Origin of the sequence: Paraprevotella clara YIT 11840, assembly GCF_000233955.1 — a bacterium.
GTDB classification, from domain to species: Bacteria; Bacteroidota; Bacteroidia; order Bacteroidales; family Bacteroidaceae; genus Paraprevotella; species Paraprevotella clara.
Window position 1 is genome coordinate 1 of the sequence record NZ_JH376620.1, and the last position, 1,574, is coordinate 1,574.

The following is a 1,574-nucleotide window of genomic DNA, read 5'->3' on the forward strand; positions in this document are numbered from 1 at the left end:
GCATTCTCCTTCTTTCTCATGCTCGTCAATGATTCCATTACATCCGTTCCTATTACATTTCTCTCCTTTGAAATATCCTAAATCTTTCATATTCCTTTCTCCTTACTTAGTTTATCTCCCAAAGCCTTGTAATACTTGGTGAGTTCGATCAATTCAAAATCAGCATACTTGCGCATTTGGTTTTTCATGGATTCCAGTATAAGGACGCGCTTTTCGCCATATTTGGCAATAAGTCCTTGACGGTATCCCTGCATGTTACCCTCCATGAAGCGGTTGCACTTACGGCATTGGGCGTTGCAATTCATTTCGTCAAACCGTGTGCTCATGTGCTGCCTGTTTATGTAATGGCCACAATCAGCCTGCTCGTATGGCTTTATCTGACCACACGAGATGCAACGGAAATAGCCGTTCGGCATACAATCACGAAGCCGGATATAACGGCTGAAAACCTTGTCGAGTTTGGCTACCAAATCCGGCTTCTTCTTTATCTTGATGCCCGCCTTGTCGAATAAAGGCAAGGGCTTTTCTTTTTTCTTAGGTTTACGCTTTATGTAGTATGGCATAGCTGTTTCATTAAATTCATTGTTTCTTGTATAACGGCTTGCTTACCCCAGTTATATTCATTGTCTCCATAGTGGAAAGTGTCGAAACCGAATATCCACCAATCATCGCCTATCTCTGTATTGTCAGTGATAAACTCCGCATCTTCCAACAGGATATTCCTTTTACCTACACATTCCGGCCGGTATTCCCTTTGGGTCATAAAAGATTTCTCCCCGTTGGTTACAGGTTCGGAGAATGTGATGCCTCCATGTACGTCTACATCTTTAATAACCCAATATGATTTCCCGTGATACTTGTTAGTAGGAGGCACTGCCACATAGCCGTTGTATGCTCCGTGTCCTACAAGTGTAGACTCGAACCATCCGTTTAACCTTATAAATGCTACTGCTTTGTCTTTCATAATGCTTCTGTTATTGGTTTGCGGTACCGGCAGGACTTGAACCTGCATGAGCTTTCTGCTTTGAGTAACCCTTCCGGCTGGGTAAAGCTCCAGTACTCATCGTGCGTCTACCAATTCCGCCACGGTACCGTTTGCCCGTCCTATCCTCACAGACCAGAAGGGCGTTGTTTTAACTAATACCTAATCCTAACCAAATAAGTATAACTATAGCGGAGGCCGTGCCGGAATCGAACCGGCTTCTTTACCGTATGGCAATATCCTTCCATGTGGACGAACGGCCTCGGGGAATACTCGTACTATCCGGACTGGTGGTTTTCGAATTTATCTTCCAAAAACCTCCTTGAACTTTTTGTCCAATGCCATCAATATCCTCATTCTTATAGCAGGATCCTCACTTTGGTCTATGGAATAAATACGTGAAAGCAACATCTTACGGGAACCAAAAAACACCCACAAGTATAGAATGGATCGACATTGGGATAGTTGTGTTTATACCAGATGTGGTTTGTTCCTTTGATTGCCACGTATGTTTCGGATACGATAAATTCATCTTCTATTGGTTTATATCCAGGCGTATTCGGGTTTCCTGCGGCACTTCTGCGGACATCAC

2 protein-coding genes and 1 tRNA gene are annotated in these 1,574 nt (G+C 43.6%); all 3 read right to left on the reverse strand.

Annotated elements, in window-relative coordinates; genetic code table 11:
- Nucleotides 1–86 precede the first annotated feature (86 nt).
- Nucleotides 87–563: a recombination protein NinG gene (locus HMPREF9441_RS13920; RefSeq protein WP_008622305.1), complete on the reverse strand. Its 477-nt coding sequence runs from the start codon at nt 561–563 to the stop codon at nt 87–89.
- Nucleotides 548–964 carry a hypothetical protein gene (locus tag HMPREF9441_RS13925; RefSeq protein ID WP_244949782.1) on the reverse strand — a complete coding sequence of 139 codons (417 nt, stop codon included), beginning with the start codon at nt 962–964 and terminating at the stop codon, nt 548–550. The genes HMPREF9441_RS13920 and HMPREF9441_RS13925 overlap by 16 nt, the downstream gene beginning before the upstream one ends.
- Nucleotides 965–985: 21 nt before the next feature.
- A tRNA-OTHER gene (locus HMPREF9441_RS18405) sits at nt 986–1,093 on the reverse strand.
- Nucleotides 1,094–1,574 lie beyond the last annotated feature (481 nt).

Coding starts and splice junctions, on each gene's coding strand:
- HMPREF9441_RS13925 (WP_244949782.1), bottom strand. CDS start 964: ATGAAAGACAAAGCAGTAGCATTTATAAGGTTAAACGGATGGTTCGAG.
- HMPREF9441_RS13920 (WP_008622305.1), bottom strand. CDS start 563: ATGCCATACTACATAAAGCGTAAACCTAAGAAAAAAGAAAAGCCCTTG.